This is a genomic window from Dietzia sp. 111N12-1 (assembly GCF_001658045.1).
GTDB lineage: Bacteria > Actinomycetota > Actinomycetes > Mycobacteriales > Mycobacteriaceae > Dietzia > Dietzia kunjamensis.
This window is the reverse complement of record NZ_LSSV01000060.1, coordinates 16,658-33,440: the sequence shown is the minus strand read 5'-3', so window position 1 is coordinate 33,440 and position 16,783 is coordinate 16,658. Positions and strand designations below refer to the sequence as shown.

At 70.3% G+C, this 16,783-nt stretch carries 14 protein-coding genes; 9 read left to right on the top strand and 5 right to left on the bottom strand.

The genetic code is table 11. The features are described from left to right. Positions 1-18: 18 nt before the first annotated feature. Both ligA and AYO52_RS13390 read left to right on the top strand, forming a co-directional pair. Complete coding sequence (gene ligA, locus AYO52_RS13395) at positions 19-2,217, top strand: NAD-dependent DNA ligase LigA (protein ID WP_067718277.1); 2,199 nt, start codon at positions 19-21, stop codon at positions 2,215-2,217. After that, the gene (locus tag AYO52_RS13390) at positions 2,214-2,588 is read left to right on the top strand and encodes a hypothetical protein (protein WP_067718274.1); all 375 of its coding nucleotides are present in this window, start codon (positions 2,214-2,216) and stop codon (positions 2,586-2,588) included. The genes ligA and AYO52_RS13390 overlap by 4 nt, the downstream gene beginning before the upstream one ends. A gap of 48 nt (positions 2,589-2,636) precedes the next feature. On the opposite strand, the gene AYO52_RS13385 is transcribed toward AYO52_RS13390, so the two are convergent. Then, a complete protein-coding gene (locus AYO52_RS13385; RefSeq protein WP_067718565.1) occupies positions 2,637-3,293 on the bottom strand; it encodes an amino acid-binding protein in 657 nt (218 codons plus the stop codon). A gap of 77 nt (positions 3,294-3,370) precedes the next feature. On the opposite strand from AYO52_RS13385, the gene gatC reads away from it, so the two are divergent. The 5 genes from gatC to gatB are packed head-to-tail and all read left to right on the top strand — an operon-like array spanning position 3,371 to position 9,087. Then, on the top strand, positions 3,371-3,670 hold the full coding sequence (gene gatC / locus AYO52_RS13380; RefSeq protein WP_067718272.1) for an Asp-tRNA(Asn)/Glu-tRNA(Gln) amidotransferase subunit GatC: 300 nt from the start codon (positions 3,371-3,373) through the stop codon (positions 3,668-3,670). Next, positions 3,667-5,121 (top strand): Asp-tRNA(Asn)/Glu-tRNA(Gln) amidotransferase subunit GatA, encoded by a 1,455-nt coding sequence (gatA, locus tag AYO52_RS13375; protein ID WP_067718269.1) that lies wholly within the window; start codon positions 3,667-3,669, stop codon positions 5,119-5,121. Before gatC ends, gatA begins: the two co-directional genes overlap by 4 nt. Further along, entirely contained in the window at positions 5,118-6,503 is a 1,386-nt protein-coding gene (locus tag AYO52_RS13370) for a DHA2 family efflux MFS transporter permease subunit (RefSeq protein ID WP_067718267.1), read from the top strand. Before gatA ends, AYO52_RS13370 begins: the two co-directional genes overlap by 4 nt. A gap of 57 nt (positions 6,504-6,560) precedes the next feature. Beyond that, positions 6,561-7,595, top strand: coding sequence for an ATP-dependent 6-phosphofructokinase (locus AYO52_RS13365; RefSeq protein WP_067718264.1), 1,035 nt, complete (start codon positions 6,561-6,563; stop codon positions 7,593-7,595). A 10-nt stretch (positions 7,596-7,605) separates the two neighbouring features. Further along, a complete protein-coding gene (gatB, locus tag AYO52_RS13360; protein ID WP_067718563.1) occupies positions 7,606-9,087 on the top strand; it encodes an Asp-tRNA(Asn)/Glu-tRNA(Gln) amidotransferase subunit GatB in 1,482 nt (493 codons plus the stop codon). A gap of 85 nt (positions 9,088-9,172) precedes the next feature. Here the strand turns inward: gatB and AYO52_RS13355 are convergent, their stop codons facing one another. Next, on the bottom strand, positions 9,173-10,702 hold the full coding sequence (locus tag AYO52_RS13355) for an HNH endonuclease signature motif containing protein (protein WP_082924014.1): 1,530 nt from the start codon (positions 10,700-10,702) through the stop codon (positions 9,173-9,175). Positions 10,703-10,802: 100 nt separating this feature from the next. Beyond that, entirely contained in the window at positions 10,803-11,825 is a 1,023-nt protein-coding gene (locus tag AYO52_RS13350; protein WP_067718261.1) for an oxidoreductase, read from the bottom strand. Between the two features lie 67 nt (positions 11,826-11,892). On the opposite strand from AYO52_RS13350, the gene AYO52_RS13345 reads away from it, so the two are divergent. Beyond that, positions 11,893-12,711, top strand: a complete 819-nt coding sequence (locus AYO52_RS13345; RefSeq protein WP_067718259.1) for a DoxX family protein — start codon at positions 11,893-11,895, stop codon at positions 12,709-12,711. Between the two features lie 39 nt (positions 12,712-12,750). On the opposite strand, the gene ilvD is transcribed toward AYO52_RS13345, so the two are convergent. Next, positions 12,751-14,589, bottom strand: a complete 1,839-nt coding sequence (gene ilvD, locus AYO52_RS13340) for a dihydroxy-acid dehydratase (protein ID WP_067718256.1) — start codon at positions 14,587-14,589, stop codon at positions 12,751-12,753. 189 nt (positions 14,590-14,778) lie between these two features. On the opposite strand from ilvD, the gene AYO52_RS13335 reads away from it, so the two are divergent. Further along, on the top strand, positions 14,779-16,236 hold the full coding sequence (locus AYO52_RS13335) for a YhgE/Pip domain-containing protein (protein WP_253702156.1): 1,458 nt from the start codon (positions 14,779-14,781) through the stop codon (positions 16,234-16,236). Here the strand turns inward: AYO52_RS13335 and AYO52_RS13330 are convergent. After that, positions 16,129-16,563: a PH domain-containing protein gene (locus tag AYO52_RS13330; RefSeq protein WP_082924013.1), complete on the bottom strand. Its 435-nt coding sequence runs from the start codon at positions 16,561-16,563 to the stop codon at positions 16,129-16,131. The two genes, AYO52_RS13335 and AYO52_RS13330, sit on opposite strands and share 108 nt — an antisense overlap. Positions 16,564-16,783 lie beyond the last annotated feature (220 nt).

Sequence of the window (16,783 nt, the reverse complement as noted above, 5' to 3'; positions counted from 1 at the left end):
CGGCATTACCCTGTCCTCGTGAGCCTTCCCGATGACAACAGTCAGCCCGTCGGCACGGGGGACATCCCGCCCGAGGTGCGGCAGGAGTGGACCGAGCTCGCGGAGACGGTCCGCGATCACCAGTTCCGCTACTACGTCAAGGACGCGCCCATCGTCTCCGACGCCGAGTTCGACCGGCTCTTCGAGGAGTTGCAGGCGCTCGAGGTGACGCACCCGGGGCTGCGGACCGCCGATTCGCCGACCCAACTGGTCGGCGGTGGCTTCTCGACGGATTTCGCCCCGGTCGAGCACCTCGAGCGGATGACCAGCCTGGACAACGTGTTCTCCGAGGAGGAGCTGCGCGACTGGGTCGCCTCCGCCGTCGAGCAGGCGGGAGTATCGGAGGACCGGCTGCCGTTCCTGTGCGAGGTCAAGATCGACGGGGTGGCCCTGGACCTGGTCTACCGCGACGGGAGGTTGGTCAGCGCCGCCACCCGCGGTGACGGGCGTACGGGGGAGGACGTGACCCTCAACGCGCGGACCATCGACGACATCCCGGTCACGCTCACCCCGTCGGACGACCGCCCGTTGCCCTCGCTCATCGAGGTGCGGGGCGAGGTGTTCTTCCGACTCGAGGACTTCGCCGAGCTCAACGCCCGTCTCGTGGCCGAGGGCAAGGCACCGTTCGCCAACCCGCGCAACAGCGCGGCCGGGTCACTGCGCCAGAAGAACCCCGCCATCACCGCCCAGCGCCGACTCGGCATGTACTGCCACGGTCTGGGCGCGGTCGAGGGCGCGACCTTCGAGAGCCTCCACGACGTCTACCTCGCCCTCGCCGACTGGGGACTGCCAGTCTCACCGCACACGGCGCCCGCCACCGGGGTGGAGGAGGTGGTCGATCGGATGAGGTTCTGGGGTGAGCACCGCAGCGACCCCGAACACGAGATCGACGGTCTCGTCGTGAAGATCGACGACCGCGCGGTCCAGCGTCGACTCGGCCAGACCTCTCGCGCGCCGCGGTGGGCGATCGCCTACAAGTACCCACCGGAGGAGGTCATGACGGAACTACTGGACATCCGGGTCTCCGTCGGGCGCACCGGGCGGGTGACCCCCTTCGCCCACATGCAGCCGGTCACGGTCGCCGGTTCGACGGTCTCGTTGGCCACCCTCCACAACCAGACCGAGGTGATCCGCAAGGGCGTGTTGATCGGCGACACGGTGGTGATCCGCAAGGCCGGTGACGTGATCCCCGAGGTCCTCGGCCCGGTGGTCGAGCGGCGCGACGGTACCGAGCGCGAGTTCGTCTTCCCCGAACGTTGTCCGGAGTGCGATACGGTCCTGGCCCCGGCGAAGGAGGGCGACGCCGACTGGCGCTGCCCCAACCAGCGTTCCTGTCCCGCCCAGCTGCGGGAGCGGCTGTTCTATCTGGCCTCGCGCAACGCCCTGGACATCGAGGCGCTCGGGTACGAGGGCGCCTCGGATCTACTGACCAGCGGGGTGCTCGTCAACGAGGCCGGACTGTTCGACCTCACCGAGTCCGACCTGCTCAGGACAGACCTCTACACCCGCGTCGACAAGGCCACCCGCAAGCAGATCGAGGCGGGGGCCGAACCCGAACGGACCGTGCTCACCGAGAACGGTCGCAAGCTGCTGGCCAACCTCGCCACCGCCCGGGACCGACCGCTCTGGCGGGTACTGGTCGCGCTGTCGATCCGACACGTGGGCCCCACGGCCGCGCGCGCCCTGGCGACCCGGTTCGGGACCATGGAGGCCATCCGCGCCGCGTCCGAGGAGGAACTGGCGGAGACGGACGGGGTCGGGTCGACCATCGCGGCCTCGGTGGTCGAGTGGTTCGACGTCGACTGGCACCGCGAGATCGTCGACCGGTGGACCGCCGCCGGCGTCTCGATGGCCGACGAGCGTGACGAATCGATCCCGCGGACGCTCGAGGGCCTGACGATCGTGGCGACCGGCTCACTCGAGGGTTTCACGCGCGACGGCATCAAGGAGGCGATCATCGCACGCGGCGGCAAGGCCTCCGGGTCGGTCTCCAAAAAAACCGACTACGTCGTGGTGGGCGACAATCCGGGGTCCAAAGCGGCCAAGGCCGAGGAGTTGGGCCTGACGATCCTGGACGAGGCCGGCTTCGTCGACCTGATGGACAACGGTCCGGCCGGGGCGGGGGAAGGGGACCTGGACCCGGATGTGAACGCGGAACCGGAGGAAACCGACCCGTGACCCCGGTGACGCCCCTCGCCCAGTTCCCCTGGCCGCTGTTCCTCGGAGCGGGCGTCGGTCTCGCGCTCGCGGTCGGTGTCTCCCTCCGTGGTCTGCGGGGCGAGGGTCCCGGGCGCCTCCTCTCGGTGTCGGCCTCCGCCGTGGCGGGGGCATCGACCGGAGCGTTCGCCGGACTGGTGTGGCTCTGGGTCGGCCCGATGTCGAACCCGGTCTCCTGCCTCTACTCCTGTAACGAAGTCGCGCAGTTCCTGTCGAACGAGCAGTTCCGTCAGATCGTCCTCATGACGGACCTGGCATGGGTCCTGCCGGTCACAGCGCTGCTCTTCGCGGCGGTCGCGGTGTGGTCGTGGCGACGCGGACCCCGCCGCTGACCGACATCCGTGCCGGACCGGCGTCGAGGGAGCGGCGGGCCCGCCCGGTCAGCCGGCGTCGAGGGAGCGCAGGATCCCTGTGAGGTACCCCAGCCGAGCGACCTCGGACGGCCTGAACGAGGGACCGCCCGGTCGGCCCACCACGAGGATGTGCCCCGAGTTCAACGGCGCGGCCGCGAGCGAGGTGTCCATGGCCGTCCACTCCGCCGGCACGCCGTCGTCGTCGTCGTCCAGTGCGGTCACCCGCTCCAGGCCGCACAGCACGGAGACCTCGCCGCCCTCCCACATCGGTGCGGACTCGCCCCGCGCGATCAGACGGCACCGCGCGTCCGCGGTCACCTCCACGACCAGCGCCCAGCCGACGCGCAGCGCGGAAGGGAGCTCGTCGGCGAGCAGTTGGGAAGCCCCGGCACCCGCCCCGGCGACGGCGTCGATGAGTTCGAGTTCCCGATGCGCGTCGAGGATCCCGCCGAACGGCCGCAGGGAGTCCACCATCACGCCGTCCAGGCGCTCGGCGGCGGTGATGAGGGCGTCCGGGAAGGTGCCGTGCGGGACCTCCACGACTATGTCGTCGACGGCGACCCCGTCGAACCGGTCCACCACGTCGAGGCTGATGATGTCCGCGTCCACGGTCCCCAGCGCCACCGCGAGGGAGCCGAGACTGCCCGGTCGGTCGGGCAGCATGACACGGAGCAGATAAGACATGACGCCCATTGTGCCGCACGCATTCGGGCTGACTAGGCTGGGCCGGTACCGACCACGTCACGGAAAGGGGCAGGCACGTGACCTCGATCTCACGCGGGGACGTCGCGCATCTGGCCAGGCTCTCCCGCCTGGAACTGAGCGACTCCGAGCTGGACTCGTTCGCACAGCAGCTCACCGACATCCTCGACCACGTGCAGGCGGTGTCCGAGGTCGCCGCGGAGGACGTGCCCGCGATGAGCCACCCCACCGCGATCACCAACGTCTACCGCGACGACGTGGTCACGCCCGGCCTCACCCCGGAGCAGGCACTCGACCAGGCCCCGGCGGCCGACGAACAGCGCTTCGAGGTTCCGCAGATCCTGGGGGAGGACGCATGACCGAGCTCACCACCGCCACCGCCGCCGAGCTGGCCGGGCGGATCGCCGCGCGGGAGGTGTCCTCGGAGGAGGTCACCCGGGCGCACCTGGACCGTATCGGCGAGGTCGACGGCGAGATCAACGCCTTCCTCCACGTGGGCGCGGACGAGGCCCTCCGGGCGGCCCGGGACGTCGACACCCGACTGGCGGCCGGCGAGGAGCTCGGACCCCTGGCGGGCGTGCCCATCGCCCTCAAGGACGTGTTCACCACCACCGACGCCCCCACCACCTGTGGCTCACGGATCCTCGAGGGTTACCGTTCGCCGTACGACGCCACGGTCACCGCGCGACTGCGCGAGGCGGGGATCCCGATCCTCGGCAAGACCAACATGGACGAGTTCGCCATGGGGTCGTCGACCGAGAACTCGGCCTACGGCCCCACCCGCAACCCGTGGGATCCGAGCCGCACCCCCGGTGGTTCCGGCGGTGGCTCGGCCGCGGCGCTGGCCTCGCACCAGGCCCCGATCGCCATCGGGACCGACACCGGCGGGTCGATCCGCCAGCCCGCCGCGCTCACCGCGACGGTCGGCGTCAAGCCCACCTACGGGACGGTCTCGCGCTACGGGCTCGTCGCCTGCGCGTCGTCGCTCGACCAGGGCGGGCCCTGCGGCCGCACAGTCGAGGACACCGCGCTGCTGCACCAGGTCATCGCGGGGCACGACCCGCGCGACTCGACGAGCCTCGACGTGGCGGTCCCGGACGTCGTCGCCGCCGCCCGTGAGGGCGCGAAGGGTGACCTGACGGGCCTGCGGGTGGGCGTGGTCACGGAGTTCTCCGGCGAGGGCTACCAGCCCGGCGTCGAGGCGTCGTTCCGCGCCGCGGTGGACACCCTGCGAGACCTGGGTGCCCAGATCGTCGAGGTCTCCTGCCCCAACTTCCGGTACGCGTTGCCCGCCTACTACCTCATCCTCCCGTCCGAGGTGTCCAGCAACCTGGCACGCTTCGACGCCATGCGTTACGGCCTTCGGACCGGTGACGGGTCGGCCGACCAGGTCATGGCCGCCAGCCGCGAGGCGGGCTTCGGCCCCGAGGTCAAGCGCCGCATCATGCTCGGCACCTACGCCCTGTCGGCCGGGTACTACGACGCGTTCTACGGCCAGGCCCAGAAGGTGCGCACGCTCATCGCACGCGACTTCGATGCCGCCTACGAGAAGGTCGACGTGCTGATCTCGCCGACCACGCCGACGACCGCGTTCCCGCTCGGGGACAAGGTCGAGGACCCGGTCGCGATGTACCAGTTCGACCTGTGCACCCTGCCGCTGAACCTGGCCGGTCACTGCGGGATGTCCGTGCCGTCCGGTCTGGTGGAGGGCCTGCCCGCCGGTCTGCAGATCATGGCACCGGCACTCGCCGACGACCGTCTCTACCGGGTCGGGGCCGCCTACGAGGCCGCGAGAGGCGCGATAGCGTGACGACCGTCCCCGAGAGGGACGCATGGAAGGCGCTCGCGGCACTCGTCATCGGGTTCTTCATGATCCTGGTGGACCAGACGATCGTGGCGGTGGCCACCGACGCGTTCGTCACCCAGCTCGGCGCCACGACCAACCAGGTCATCTGGGTGACCAGCGCGTATCTGCTCGCCTACGTGGTGCCGTTGCTGTTCACCGGTCGGCTGGGGGACCAGATCGGGCCGCGACGGGTGTCGATCGCGGGCCTGGTGCTGTTCACCGGCGCCTCCCTGTGGTGCGGGTTGGCGCCCGACATCGAGACCCTCATCGTGGCGCGGGTGTTCCAGGGCTTCGGCGCGGCACTGCTCACCCCGCAGTCGCTCAGTGTCATCACCCGGGTGTTCGCGCCCGCGCGCCGCGGCGCGGCCATGGGTGCATGGGGTGCGGTGGCGGGTATCGCCTCCGTGGTCGGCCCGGTCTTCGGCGGTGTGCTCATCGACGCGTTCGACTGGCGGTGGATCTTCTTCGTCAACATCCCGTTCGGTGTCCTCGCGGTGGTGTTGGTGTGGCTCTGGGTCCCGGTGCTGGAGACCAGGTCGCGCTCGTACGACATAGCCGGGATCTTCCTGTCCGCCGTGGGCATGTTCCTGCTGGTGTTCGGGATCCAGCAGGGTGAGGAGCACGGATGGGGCGGCACCACCGCCGGGTTCATCGCGGCGGGCGTGGCGGGTCTGACCGTGTTCGTGTGGTGGCAGTCCCGCGTCCGCACCGAGCCGCTCGTACCTCTACGACTGTTCCGGGACCGCAACTTCTCGATCGGCACGTTCGGCGTCTCGACGATCGGCTTCGTCACCGCCGGCACGATGGTGCCGCTCATGTTCTACCTCCAGGGGGTCAAGGAACTCAGCCCGACCCGCGCGGGGATGATGTTGCTGCCCATGGCCCTGATCGCGGGTGTTCTGGCGCCGTTGGTCGGACGCTGGGCGGATCGTCTCGATCCGCGGATCTTCACGGGCATCGGCTACTTCTCGTATGCGGTCTCCCTGTTCTGGCTCGCGCTGGTGATGGACGCCCAGACCTCGATCCCCGTCCTGCTCGGTCCGATCGCCCTCATGGGGGTGGCCAACGGGTGTGTGTGGGCGCCGACGTCGTCGACCGCGATGCGACGCCTCGAGTTGGCGTCGGCGGGCGCGGGATCCGGTGTCTACAACACCACCCGCCAGGTCGGGGCGGTGCTGGGGTCCGCCGCGATCGGCGCGGTGGTACAGGCCCGGTTCGTGGCCCACGGTGACATCGGCCAGGCGGTGGCCGACGCGATGTTCCTCCCCGCTGTTGTCGTCCTGCTGGGAGGTCTGGCCACCATGGCGTTCCGTACCGGTGAACAGTCGGTGAGCCCGGGGCGGTGACCGCCGCGATGCGGGGCGGGCGGACCTAGACTGCGGGGTAACCGAGAGGAGCTCGACGTGCGTATAGGTGTACTGACCGCCGGCGGCGACTGTCCGGGACTCAACGCGGTCATCCGCGCTTTGGTCCGCACCGCCAACTCGGAGTACGACTCCCCGGTCCTGGGCTTCCAGGACGGGTGGTCCGGGCTGGTGAACGACCGTGCCGTGCCGCTGTTCGACGACGAGGGCATCGATCGCATCCTGCTCCGCGGTGGCACGATCCTCGGAACCGGCCGACTGAACCCCGACATCCTCACTGCGAGCCTGCCGGTCATCCGCCAGACCCTCGAGCGGCACGCGATCGACGCGCTCGTCGCGATCGGCGGAGACGGCACGCTCAAGGCGGCCCGCTGGCTGACCGAGAACGGCATCCCCGTGGTGGGGGTGCCCAAGACCATCGACAACGACGTCGGCGGCACCGATTACACCTTCGGCTTCGACACCGCCGTCTCGATCGCCTCCGATGCCATCGACCGGCTGCACACGACGGCGGAGTCGCACGAGCGGGTCATGCTCGTCGAGGTGATGGGCAGACATGCCGGCTGGATAGCCCTGCACGCGGGCCTGGCGTCCGGTGCGCACATGATCGTGATCCCCGAGGTCCCGTTCGACATCGACTACGTGTGCAAGGTGATGAAGCGCCGGTTCCAGATGGGGGAGGCGTACGGGATCTGCGTGGTGGCCGAGGGCGCGACGCCGGTCGAGGGTTCCGGCATGACGCTGCGCCGGGGCGGCACCGACCAGTTCGGCCACGAGGTGTTCACCGGGGTGGCCGACCAGATGGCCGCGGCGATCAAGGAGCGGATGAACCGCGACGTCCGGACGACCGTGCTCGGCCACATCCAGCGCGGCGGTACGCCGACCGCGTACGACCGCGTGCTCGCGACCCGTTTCGGGGTGCACGCGGCGCACGCCGCGCACCGGGGGGATTTCGGGCAGATCGTCGCGCTCCGTGGGGAGTCGATCGAGATGGTGCCGGTAGAGGACGCGGTCGCCGTGCTCAAGACCGTCCCGGAGGACCGCTACCGCGAGGCCGCATGCCTCTTCGGCTAGATTGTTCCGCATGGAGTTCACCGAGGTCGTGTCACGTTTCGATCCCGTCATGGGCATGGAGGTGCACGTAGAGCTGCACACCAACACCAAGATGTTCTGCGGGTGTCCCACCGCGTTCGGGGCGGATCCCAACACCCAGGTGTGTCCGGTGTGCATCGGTCTGCCGGGCGCGTTGCCGGTGGCCAACCGCCAGGCGGTGGAGTGGGCCATCAAGATCGGTCTGGCGCTGAACTGCTCGATCGCGCCGTACAGCAGGTTCGCGCGGAAGAACTACTTCTACCCGGACCAGCCGAAGAACTACCAGATCTCGCAGTACGACGAGCCCATCGCCCACGACGGGTACCTCGACGTGCAGCTCGAGGACGGCAGCACGTGGCGCGTGGAGGTCGAGCGCGCGCACATGGAGGAGGACACCGGCAAGTCCACCCACGTCGGATCCGCCACCGGCCGCATCCACGGCGCCACCCATTCGCTGCTCGACTTCAACCGGGCGGGTGTACCGCTCATCGAGATCGTCTCCAAGCCGATCGTCGGTGCAGGGGAGCGGGCGCCCGAGATCGCGCGCGCCTACGTCACGACGCTGCGTGATCTGCTCCGGAGCCTCGACGTGTCCGACGTCCGGATGGACCAGGGCTCGATGCGCTGCGATGCGAACGTCTCGTTGATGCCGAAGGGCGCCACCGAGTTCGGCACCCGCACCGAGACCAAGAATGTCAACTCCCTCCGCAGCGTCGAGATCGCGGTCCGCCACGAGATGTGCCGCCAGGCGGACGTGCTCACCGCGGGTGACGAGGTCGTGCTCGAGACCCGGCACTTCCACGAGTCGGACGGCACCACCACCTCCGGCCGGCCGAAGGAGTCGGCGGAGGACTACCGCTACTTCCCGGAGCCGGATCTCGCGCCCGTCGAGCCGACCGAGGAGCTCATCGAGGAGATCCGCGCGACACTGCCGGAGCTGCCGTGGGTGCGCCGCGCACGGGTCCAGGCGGACTGGGGCGTCTCGGACGAGGAGATGCGCGACCTCGTCAACGCCGGGGCCCTCGACCTGATCCTCGCCACGGTGGACGCGGGCGCACCGGCCGCCGAGGCCCGCTCGTGGTGGGTGTCGTACCTGACCCAGCAGTCCAACAAGCGTGGCGTCGCGCTCACCGAACTCGAGATCTCGCCGGTGCAGCTGGCGCGCGTGATCGAGTTGGTCGCCGAGGGCAAGCTCACCAACAAGCTCGGCCGCCAGGTCGTCGACGCCGTCCTCGACGGCGAGGGCGAGCCGGACCAGATCGTCGCCGACAAGGGCCTCGAGGTGGTGCGAGACGACTCGGCGCTGCAGAAGGCCGTCGACGACGCCCTGGCCGCGCAGCCCGACATCGCGGAGAAGATCCGTTCGGGCAAGGTCCAGGCCGCCGGAGCGATCGTCGGTGCCGTCATGAAGGCGACCCGCGGTCAGGCCGACCCGGCGCGCGTGAAAGAGCTGGTCATCGCGGCGTGCAACTGAAACTCGCACGGTAGCTGAATCGGCACGGTAGCGAAATCGGCACGGTACCTGAATCGGCACGGCCATCCACGCCGACCGACCAAGGCTATGCGGACTGATCGCCCTCGGTCGCGTCATCAGGGCGGAGTCGCCGTTCGGTGCCGGTGGCGTTCGGCCGGGTGGTGCCTGGCGGGTTGGTGAGGTGGCCGTCGTCGGCGGTGAGGCGGTCGAGGTGTTCTCGCCATTGGTGTTCGAGGATGTGGTTGCGTGCCTGGGCCAGGGGGCCGGTGGGGTTGGTGTGGTGTTCGTGGCCGGTTTCGGTGATGATGGTCAGCTCGCCGAGGGGGCCGGGGCGGTAGGCGCAGTGGCCGAAGGTCTTTTCGCGGTGGTGTTTGCGGCAGAGGCACATCAGGTTCCACTCGGCGGTGGGGCCGCCCAGTTCGGGGCGCCTGTGATCGAATGCGATGACGTGGTCGATTTCACAGTCGTGGGCGTCGACGGTGCATCCGGGGTGGCGGCAGGTCCCGTCGCGTAGTCGGATCCGTTCGGCCAGGGCCGGGGTGATGAAGTATTTGAGGGGTGCTTCGGGGGCGTCGAGGGTGCCGGGGGCGGGGTCGATGAGTTCGAACCGGACGGTGGCGTCGCCACCGGAGAGGATCTCCTCGCACAGCCAGTCGAAGCTGGCGTAGGCGCCGTTGACGAACTGGACCTGGTTGGGCAGTCCTTGGGCGATGGTGTTGATGACCGAGATGCGGACGGGCTTGTCGGTGCCCCATGAGGCGCCCAGCGGGGGCAGGTGGCCGCGGTCGCCGTCGACGGTGTTCGCGGTGTCCTCGGGGTGGTGTGCGGGGTCGGCGATGTCGGTGGTGTTGGGGTCGCCCAGGGCGATGAGGGCGTCGGCGCGGAGTTGGTTGCGGCTGCGGGGATGGCACAGGTCTGCGGCGGCACGGGCGGCGGCCTCGATGCGGCGGCGCAGCTTCTCGGCGTCGCCGGAGGGCAGGTTGGCCCACATGGAGGTCATGCCGTTGCGTCCGGGGCGGAACCGCACGGTCCGTTCTTCGGCGGCGGCGTCTGCGGCGTCCTGGGCGGCTTGTGGGGCGTGGCGTGCGACCGCGTTGTCGACGGAGGTGTCCAGTGCGGAGCGGCTGGGCCGGTGGCCGCCGGCAAGGGCCCGGGTGAGGCGGCCGATGACATCGGACTCGACGGCGCCGACGACCTCGTCGGGCACGCCGGCCAGGCGGCAGGCGGCGTCGATGGCGAGTTGCTCGGGCAGTAGGCCGCGTTCGAGGGCGCCCCGCAGTAGCGGGAGCCGGGTGTGGGCCTGGATGGCGGCGGTGACCAGGTGGCCGGCGTGCCAGCAGGTCAGTGACATGGCCGCGGCCAGGTGGTCGCGGGCCCGGCCGGCCGGATCCAGGCGGGCGTGGGCGGGGCGGGTGTCGTCTTGCGTGTCGCCGTGGGTGGCCTCGTCCAGGCGGCGGAAGCTCTCCACCAGCAGGTACGCGGCGTGCAGCCGCCTCGCCGCGGCGAGGTTCTGCGCCAGCGTCACCGACCGGGCCACCTCGCTGAGCGCTGACGCGTCCAACGACTCCAACGGCTCATCCACCGCGCGCAGCGCCCAGAAGTCGGAAGGGCTCATCGTCGTCACCAAGGCCCTCACCCCCATGCGCCAGGCATTCCGAATCGAATGTGTGCACTACCCTACCCGGGGTGTCGTATTGGCACAAGCGTTCGACGAGCTAGGTCCGGGCGTCGCCGCCACCACCGGACTGGGGGAGGATCACGGCCCGGTCATCGGTGGGCACCGGTGATGCACCATCCTTGTTGGTGGTGCCCGCCAGCAGGACCCCCTCGCCGACGACGGACAACCCGGTCAGCCGCCCGTACCGGCCCTCAGCCAGCGCCTCGGGCTGACCACGAGCCGCGCCGCCGGCGGTCTGGAGGGTGTCGACCCGCTCGGCGTCCGGGAGGGCGATGGCGAGCGTGCCCTCGGATGCGGCGCACCCACCGGCGGAACGCTGGTCCGGCCACGTCCACACCGTGCGATCCGGTGTCCGGATCGCCGCACCGCGGTCGGTGACCGTGGAGAGGAAGAGATCCTCGCCGAGAGGACACAACGCCTGGATGCGCCCGAGGTCGCGTCCGATCACCTCGGGGTCCTCCGCGCGGCCGATCCCGGTGAACGTCGGGAACCGGACGACCTCGGAGCCGGCGCCGACGGTCAGGATGTCGTCGACGAACGCGAGGCCACCGCTGTCCGCGGGTGCGAGCTCCGCGACCGTGCGGGGGGCGTCGCCGCGCGCCAGTCGTTCGACCCGGGTGGGTCCGTCGCCGACGACGAGGAGATACACCAACCGGTCCTGGGCGAAATCCGGGGACGGCGCGACCGCGGCCACCCGACCGGACCGGGGATCCACTCTGCCGAACTGCTCGGGGTCCGCATCGGCGGAGACGATCTTCACCCCGCCCGTGGACTCGGCGACCAGCGCTCGCTCACCGAGCCCGGCCACCGCGACGGCCGGCTCGAGGCAGGTCGCGATGACGGCGGGGTCGGGATCGACGCAGGGTCCCGTCTCGGCCGGGGGCTCCGGCTCCCCGGGGCGCGACGTCGGGGGAGGGGTCGGTGCGCCGGGAGGGCTCGGCGGAGCGGCACCCATCCCCGGCCCGGCCGCGGGCGTGAACGGGTCCTCGAGGCGGTCGTCGAACCTCGCGCAACCGGACACGGCGACGGCCAGTGCCAGCAGCAGCGGGAGCGATCTCATGCCGACCAGACTACGGCGCGCCGTGTCCTTCAGCGTCCGCGCACCGGCATCGGCCTACAGTCGATCCGTGACTTCCTCAAAGCGCGGAGACGACGACGCCCGTACCGAGATCATCCACGACGTCGATTACCCGCTCGACGTCCCCAACGCCCAGGGCGCGGGCGCCGGTTCGCGGGGCGGCCCGGGGGACGGCGCGACCACCGCGTTCCCCGCGGCCGGGCGCACCGACTACTCGCAGTTCGCCGAGTCCGGGGGGTACGACGTGTCCTCGCCCCTGCCCTTCGGTGACCAGCCCACCACCATCGCGCCCGCGTCGCGGGACACGATCGGCCGCCGGGGAACGGCCGACTTCGGGCTGTTCGTCCTGAGACTGGCCGTGGGCGTCCTCCTCGCGATGCGGGGACTGCAGAAGCTCGTCGGACTGTTCGGCGGGCCCGGGATCGACGGGTTCACGCAGACTCTCACCGACTCCGGATTCGACCAGGCCCGCATCCTGGCGATCGCTGGCGGCGCCGTCGAACTGGTGGCGGGCGTCATGCTCGTGGTGGGACTCGCCACCCCGGTGGCGGCGGGCGGTCTGCTGGGGCTCATCGGACTGGGGATAGCGATCCGACTGACCGGGACCGACCCCATCCCCGTGCTGAGTGACACCACCCGCGGACTCGAGGTGTCGATCCTCTACGCCGCGGCACTGGTGACCCTCCTCTTCTCCGGACCGGGACGATGGTCCGCCGACCGCAAGTGGGCATGGTCCCACCGTCCCCGCTTCAGCGGCGTCGTGTGGGTGATCGTCGTGGCGGTCATCGCCGGTCTGGTGTGGTACTTCCTCAACGGCACCAATCCGCTGACCTCCTCAGCCGACAGCGCCCCGGTCACCGCGGGCTGAGAGCCCGGGAGCCGGGGCGCGCGGCCCTGACCAGGCGCGTCAGTCGGGCAGGATGCGCACGGCACCCTTGTCCGCCGAGGACGCCATCGAGGCGTACGCGCGGAGAGCGGTGGACACTTTCCGATCACGCTTGACCGGCCGCCACGGGAGAGGGCCCCTCTCGGCGCGGCGGCGGGACAGCTCGTCGTCGTCGACATCCACCGAGATGGACCGCGTGGCGACATCAATGGTCACGATGTCACCGTCACGCACCAGGCCGATCGGGCCGCCCGAGGCGGCCTCCGGTGCGATGTGACCGATGGACAGCCCGGACGACCCGCCCGAGAAGCGGCCGTCGGTGATGAGCGCGCATTTCGTCCCGAGGCCGGCACCCTTGATGAACGCCGTGGGGTGCAGCATCTCCTGCATCCCCGGACCGCCGGCCGGGCCCTCGAAGAGCACCACCAGCACCTCGCCGGCCTGCAGCGTCTTGTCCAGGATGACCGAGACGGCCTCCTCCTGGGACTCGACCACCCTGGCCGGACCGGAGAAGTGGAAACTGTCCTCGGACACGCCGGCGGTCTTGAAGACGGACCCGTCCGGCGCGATGTTCCCGCGCAGGACCGCGAGCCCGCCCTCCGCGGTCGCCGGGTGCTCGACCGAGTGGATACAGCCGTTCTCGGCGTCCGTGTCGAGCGACTCCCAGCGGTTGTCGGTCGAGAACGGCTCGATCGTCCGCACCCCGCCCGGGGCCGCGTGGAACAACTCGATCGCCTTCTCGGTCGCGGTGCCGCTGCGGATGTCCCAGTCCGCGACGTGCTGCTCGAGCGACGGGGAGTGGACCGAGTGGACGTCCGTCTCCAGCAGGCCCCCGCGGTACAGCTCGCCCAGGATCGCGGGAATGCCGCCGGCCCGGTGGACGTGCTCCATGTAGTAGTCCGAGTTGGGCGCGACCTTGGCCAGGCAGGGGATCCGGCGGGAGATCTGCTCGATGTCGCTCAGGTCGAAGTCGACCTCGCCCTCCTGCGCGGCGGCGAGGATGTGGAGCACGGTGTTTGTGGAGCCGCCCATCGCGACATCCAGCGCCATGGCGTTGGTGAAGGCGGACTTGGTGGCCACCGAACGGGGGAGTACCGAGTCGTCCCCGTCCCGGTAGTGGCGAGTGCACAGATCGACGATGACGCGGCCGGCCTCGGCGAACAGCTCACGCCGCGCACTGTGGGTGGCGAGGGTCGAACCGTTGCCGGGCAGCGACAGCCCCAGCGCCTCGGTGAGGCAGTTCATCGAGTTGGCGGTGAACATCCCGGAGCAGGACCCGCACGTCGGGCAGGCCGAGCGCTCGATGGCGTCCAGGCCCTCGTCGTCCACGGCCGAGTTGGCGGACGCGGAGATCGCCGTGATGAGGTCCGAGCCCGCCTTGACCACGCCGTCGACGACGACGGAGAACCCCGACTCCATCGGCCCGCCGGAGACGAACACGGTGGGGATGTTCAACCGCATCGCGGCGTTGAGCATGCCCGGGGTGATCTTGTCGCAGTTCGAGATGCACACCAGCGCGTCCGCCGTGTGGGCGTTGACCATGTACTCCACCGAGTCCGCGATGATCTCCCGGCTGGGCAGCGAGTAGAGCATGCCCGCGTGGCCCATCGCGATCCCGTCGTCCACCGCGATGGTGTGGAACTCGCGGGCCACGCCGCCCGACGCCGCGATCTGCTCGGCGACGATCTCACCGACGTTCTTCAGGTGGACGTGGCCCGGCACGAACTGGGTGTACGAGTTCGCGATCGCGATGATCGGCTTACCGAAGTCCGAGTCCGTCATGCCGGTCGCGCGCCAGAGGGCACGCGCCCCCGCGGCGTTGCGTCCGGCGGTACTGGTTCGTGACCTCAGGGGCGGCATGGGACCTCGCTCCGACTCGATGGGGAGGGCGCATTCCGGGGGTCGTGCCGTACGGGGCAGCGGTGTGCGCGCGCCCCGCGGTGACACCCGATCGCGCCGTGACCACCACACAATACGCCCCGATGTGGGTCTACTCTTCTCACGGTCGGCCATCCGGCCGGCCTCGACGTGACGCGAATGGGGATGGACATGACCGACTCCGGTCACACGGGTGGGCTACGTGAGTTCCTCTCGCACTCGGCGGGGGCGGTGGCCCTGGTCTGTGGACTGTTCTTCCTCCTGTCGTTCATGTACCTGGGGGGCACCGCGGATCCGCAGTCCCACGCGAGGTACATCCCCGTGGCGGTGGTGGACGAGGACGTCGCCGCGACCCTGGAGACCCCGATCGGTCCGCGTGGTCTCGACATGGGGTCGCGGATCACCGCGGGGCTGCTCCAGAACAACGACTGGGGGAGGGTCCGGCTGCACGTGGTGGATCCGGAGGCCGCCGAGGAGGGCCTCCGGGACGGCACGTACTTCGGTGCGGTCCGTATCCCACCCGAACTGAGCGGGCGGGTGGCCGGGCTCGTCGAGGCCGCGGCGACGGAGGCGGGCGACGCGGCGGGGCCACCCGAACGCGCCCGCATCTCACTCGAGTACTCGCCACGCGTGTCCATCGTCTCCGGTCAGGTCATGAACACCATGGCGGACGCGATGCAGGAATCGTTCCACGACCGGATGGGGACCGAACTGCTGTCGCAGTCCCGGCTGCTGGCCGAGGCCGAGGGCAGGACCGTCGGCGCCGCGGCCGCGGTCGCGCTCTCCGATCCGGTGGCGATCGACGTCGTCGCGTGGAACCCGCTGCCGGACGGGGTGTCGAACGCGTCGCTCCCGATGTTCTACGCGCTGGTCGTGATCCTGGCGGGATTCACCGGGGCGATGATCATCTCCGCGCTCCTGGACGCCCGGCTCGGCTTCATCCCGCTGGAGATCGGGCCGGTGGCGCTCCATGTCCACGTGGCGCCGTTCGGGCGGCTCCAGACACTGGCCCGCAAGTGGGTGGTCACCCTGATCACGGCGCCGCTCGTCTCGGGGCTCGTCCTGTGGGTGGCGGACATCATCGGTGTCACCGGGTACGACCCGTGGCACATGTTCTGGTTCTCGAACCTGGTCATCATCGCGGTCGGGGTGTGTGCGCACACGATCATCGCTGCTGTCGGCAACGCCGGTCTGCTCGTGAACCTCGTGGTGTTCGTGGTGCTGGGGATCCCCACCTCGGGCGGCGCCACCCCGACCGAGATGCTCCCGCGGGTGTTCGTGGCCATCGGGACGCTACAGCCGATGCACCAGGCCTACCTCGGGCTGCGGTCGATCATGTTCTTCGACTCCGGGTGGGAGGCGGGTCTCGGACACGCGGTCTGGGTCCTCGGCGGCTGGGCGGTCGCAGGACTCGTCGTGGGTGTGGCGGTCACGGTCGTCTACGAGCGGATGGGTATGCGACGCCAGGCCGTGGCCGACCGGGTCCCCGCCGGCCGCGGGGTGACCGGCGGAGCGGGAGGGTCAGGCGGACTCGGGTCCGCTCGCGGCGTACGGGTCGCGGATACGGCCACGGCTGGCGCCGGACAGCCGCGGGAGGTCGTGGAACGAGACCCCGCCCATCGGGAGTGACGTGTCAGAGGTGGTCACGAGCCGGGCGAACCCACGCCTGGGGAACATCACACCCCTGACCTCATCCCACGGCACGGACCGTCGGGAGCGCCAGGACGACAGGTGGACACCGTCCTCGTCCAGTCGGGTCCAGGTCCGGGCCACCCACCAACCGAAGGCGACGGGGAGCAGCACCAGCCAGCCCAGGGCGACGGGGTAGGACGTGACGGGCCAGAGGATCGCCAGCACGAAAATGGCGATGACGACGTACGACATCGGGTTGACCCGGAAGAGGGCGTGATCGCGGGGGCTCGACTCCGGGACGGGAGCTCTGAAAGGGGCACTCATGATGCCTCCAGTCTGGCATGGCCCACATAGTGGGATCGATGTTCCACGAGTTGACGCTACCGTCGGCCGCGGCCTAGTCTGGGCCTCGTGAACACCTGGAACGGTCTCGTACTCGGCCGGCGCGTCGGCGCCTGAGCCCTACCTGGCTTTCCGTCGACGCGCACCCTCGCCGGCCTTTCGTGGCCGACGGGGGTTTTTTGTTGCCGGGTCAGACCGCGGT